General features: G+C 65.8%; 5 protein-coding genes. All 5 read right to left on the reverse strand.

Annotated features, from left to right (window positions below; all coding sequences use genetic code 11):
* Positions 1-57: 57 nt before the first annotated feature.
* The gene (gene rlmH, locus AC5JJ6_RS02795; protein ID WP_496040587.1) at positions 58-516 is read right to left on the reverse strand and encodes a 23S rRNA (pseudouridine(1915)-N(3))-methyltransferase RlmH; all 459 of its coding nucleotides are present in this window, start codon (positions 514-516) and stop codon (positions 58-60) included.
* 16 nt (positions 517-532) lie between these two features.
* On the reverse strand, positions 533-889 hold the full coding sequence (gene rsfS / locus AC5JJ6_RS02800) for a ribosome silencing factor (protein ID WP_244619451.1): 357 nt from the start codon (positions 887-889) through the stop codon (positions 533-535).
* 89 nt (positions 890-978) lie between these two features.
* Positions 979-1,620, reverse strand: coding sequence for a nicotinate-nucleotide adenylyltransferase (locus AC5JJ6_RS02805; RefSeq protein WP_496040588.1), 642 nt, complete (start codon positions 1,618-1,620; stop codon positions 979-981).
* Between the two features lie 37 nt (positions 1,621-1,657).
* Positions 1,658-2,896 (reverse strand): glutamate-5-semialdehyde dehydrogenase, encoded by a 1,239-nt coding sequence (locus AC5JJ6_RS02810; protein WP_496040590.1) that lies wholly within the window; start codon positions 2,894-2,896, stop codon positions 1,658-1,660.
* A 338-nt stretch (positions 2,897-3,234) separates the two neighbouring features.
* On the reverse strand, positions 3,235-3,935 hold a 701-nt coding region (locus AC5JJ6_RS02815), incomplete at its 5' end, for an HAD family hydrolase (RefSeq protein WP_496040589.1).

Here is a 3,935-nt window from a genome sequence, read left to right on the forward strand (position 1 = left end):
ATAGCACTATCCCAGTTTGGTAAACGTTCCGTTTCAGCGGCGGAAGCCCTGGCTGGTTTATGCCCGATGATAGGGGTGTCCCGCCAGAATCTGTTGAGCCCGATACAGTTGTTCCGCGATCATGGCGCGGACCATCAGGTGCGGCCATGTCATGGGTCCCAGCGCCAGCATCAGGTCGGCCCGTTTGCCGACCGCTTCGCCGTGGCCGTCGGCCCCGCCGATCAGGAAGGCGACATCGCCCACTCCCTGGTCGCGCCAGACACCCAAGCGTTCGGCAAAACGCTCGCTGGACAGGGTGGTTCCCCGTTCATCGAGCGCCACGATCATGGCAGCATTGGGTATGGCCGCCAGAAGGAGGTCCGCTTCCAGGCGCTTGAGTTCGTCCGGCGGCGCGCGTTTCTTCGATTCGACCTCCTTGAGCGTGAGAGGCCAAGTCATGCGCCGGGCGTATTCATCGTAGAGGTCGCGCGCCGCCCCGGCCCGCGCCCGCCCAACGGCGGCGAGCCAGATCTTCATGAGGCTTCGGATCCCGTCAGGCGTACAGGGCAGCCTGCTGGGACGCTGCCGGCGGCTCGACGCCCCACATCTTCTCCAGATTGTAGAAGGTGCGGACTTCCGGGCGGAACAGGTGGATGATGACGTCTCCGGCATCGATCAGCACCCAGTCGGCCTGCGCCATGCCTTCGACCTCGACCGCGGGAGCGCCGGCGACCTTCAGCTTCTCGCGCAGATGTTCGGCCATGGCGCCGACCTGCCGCGAGGAGCGGCCCGACGCTACGACCATGTAGTCCGCGATGGAGGTTTTACCGGCGAGGTCGATGACGACGATATCTTCGGCCTTGTCGTCGTCCAGCGACTTGACGGCGAGTTCGCTGAGTTGCTTCGGCAATTCCTCAGAGAACTGTTTGGATAGCTTCCCGGCGATTGCAGTTGCTTCGGGAGCGTTTTGGGTTTGCGTGGTTATGGCTCTCACCTCTGTTAAACCGGTTGACCGCCGGAAGCCGCCGCCGCTGCTTGCGCGCGTCGTTTCCGGATTTCCGTCGCCGATGCCGGATGCAGCGGGTTCTGGAAAAATACCCAGGCTGGCGGCTCCATCGCTGGAAGCCCCCGCGCCCGGTTTTGGCCGACCCGGCGACACCTGTAGCGTTGCGCGGCTTTGCCATGCAACGCACTTAAAGAATATGGAGGCCGGCTGAAGACTGCAACGGGTGTGCTGGCAAAGATTCGCGTCCAGTTCTGCCAGCGCGGTATTTGCGTCAGGTTGTCCGCCCCCATCAGCCAGACGAAACGGGTATGGGGGAAGTGCCCGTGGAGCCCGGCAAGTGTCTGTGCCGTAAAGCGCGTGTCCAGTTCGCACTCGATATCGGTGACGACGATCCGGGGATGCCGGGCGACCAGTTGGCCGCTGACCAGCCGCTCTTCCAGCGACGCCATGTCGCGTGTCGATTTGAGCGGATTCTGCGGACTGACCAGCCACCAGACGTAATCGAGGCCGAGCAGCTTCAGCGCCAGCAGACTGATGTGGCGGTGGCCGTCATGGGCCGGGTTGAAGGAGCCGCCGAGCAGTCCGACCTTGCGGCCGGCCCAGAAACGGCCGCTGTAGAGATGGACCCGCTTCACTCTGCCGTCCTGCTCCCGGCCGCCCGCAAGGCGCGAGTCATGGACGGATCTGCCCGGAGCCGCGCACCTGATACTTGTAGCTGGTGAGCTGTTCCGCCCCGACCGGGCCGCGCGCGTGCAGTTTGCCGGTGGAAATGCCGATCTCGGCGCCCATGCCGAACTCGCCGCCGTCGGCGAACTGGGTCGAGGCGTTCCACAGCACGATACCGCTGTCCACGTGGTTGAGGAAGGTTTCCGCCGTGGCGGCGTCCTCGGTCACGATGCTGTCGGTGTGGTGCGAGCCGTGACGGTTGATATGCTCGACGGCGGCGTCGATGCCGTCCACCACGCGTACGGAGATGATGGCGTCGAGATATTCGGTGTCCCAGTCGGCAGCGGTGGCCGGGATGACGCGGTCGTCCAGCGCCTGGACCGTCTCGTCGCCGCGAACCTCGCAGCCGGCCTCGATCAGGGCTTTGACCAGTCCGGGAAGCTGGGGTTGGGCGATGGCGCGGTCCACCAGCAGGGTCTCGGCGGCGCCGCAGACGGAGGTCCGGCGCATCTTGGCGTTCAGGACGATGTCGCGCGCCTTCTTCGGGTCGGCGGCGGCATCGACATAGACGTGGCAGATGCCGTCCAGGTGCTTGATGACCGGAATTCGGCTTTCCGCCGCGACGCGCTGGATCAGCGACTTGCCGCCGCGCGGGATGATCACGTCGATGTCGTCGGTCATCGTCAGCATGATGCCGACGGCGGCGCGGTCGGTGGTGGGGACGAGCTGGATCGACGCTTCGGGCAATCCTGCGGCCTTCAGGCCGGCCTGCATGCAGGCGGTGATGCTGCTGGAGGATTCGAAGCTGTCGGAACCGCCGCGCAGGATGCAGGCGTTGCCGGACTTCAGGCACAGTCCGCCGGCATCGGCGGTAACGTTGGGGCGGCTCTCGTAGATGATGCCGATCACGCCGAGCGGCACGCGGACGCGGGCGATCTTCAGGCCGTTGGGGCGCTCCCACTCCGCCATGACGGCGCCGATCGGGTCGGGCAGGGCCGCCACCTCTTCCAGGCCCTTGGCGATGCCCTCTACCCGCGCCTCATCCAGCTTCAGCCGGTCCATCAGGGAGGCGGCGGTGCCGCGCGCCACGGCTGCGGCCAAGTCGCGGGCATTGGCGGCCAGGATCTCCGGCACGCGGGAGCGAAGGGCGGCTGCCGCCGCGCGCAACGCCTCGTTCTTCTGGGTCGTCGGGGCCAGGGCAAGCACTGCGGCTGCGGCGCGCGCTGCGCTCCCCAACTGCTGCATCTCCCCCTGCAAGGGATCAACGGTGTGCTTGACGGCAGTCACGGCGGGCGCTCCCAGATCGAGATTCATGTGATGCCAAGGGCCTGAGATGTTGACCGGTGAAGACGCTCATGCCGTAGGTCGGTCTAGAGCGAAGCGGCAGCCGACAAGCAGGCGCATACTATGTCGGCTGCCGCTTCGCTCTAGACCGACCTACGCGGCGAAAGTATTCTCACAGGCCATTCTCTCCGGCTCTTGGAGTAAGTTGCGGGACCTTATGCGATTTTTCCGGTTCGGAGAAGGCCGCAGAACGCGCATCGGCCATCTCCGGACCGTTCACATCAGGGCTGGTCCGCCGGTCAGCGGAAGAAGGCCGGCCAGTCCAGTTCATGCAATTCGGCGATCAGGTGATTGACCGTGTCGAACTCCAGCGTCGCATGCTGCGGCCACGCGATCGTGACCATGCCGGCGGCCTTGCCGGAGCGGGCGCCGATCGGGCTGTCCTCCACCACGAGGCAGGCGGAGGGGTGGACGCCCAGCCGCTCGGCGGCTCGGAGGTATGGTTCGGGGTGAGGCTTGCCGTGGGCGACATCGTCGCGCGACAGGGCGAAGCGCAGGGCGCCGGGCATCGCGATCGTGCTCACGATGCCGCTGAAATTGGCATCAACGACCCGGCGTCCGCTGTTGGAGACGCAGGCTTGCGGGATGCCGCGCTCCGCCAGTTCCGCCACCTTCTCAAGCGCGCCGGTCCGTGCCGGTACGTCGGCGACATGGGCGATGTAATAGTCGGAGCAGGCCGCCGCCAGTTGCGGCAGGTCGAGCGGCATCGGCTGCGCCGCGTTCAGCATGGCGTAGACTTCCGCCATCGAGCGGCCGAGCAGGCGGTCGTAATCGGATTTCGGCACCGTCTGGCCATGGGCCTCGCAGACGGCGACGATCGACTTGAAGTGAAAGGGCTCGCTGTCCAGCAACGTGCCGTCGATGTCCCAGAGGACGGCTTCGATCATGGTGAATTCCGGATAAGGCGGGTCAGGATAGGACCAGATCGTCCCGGTGAATC

Source organism: Skermanella sp., assembly GCF_059503625.1.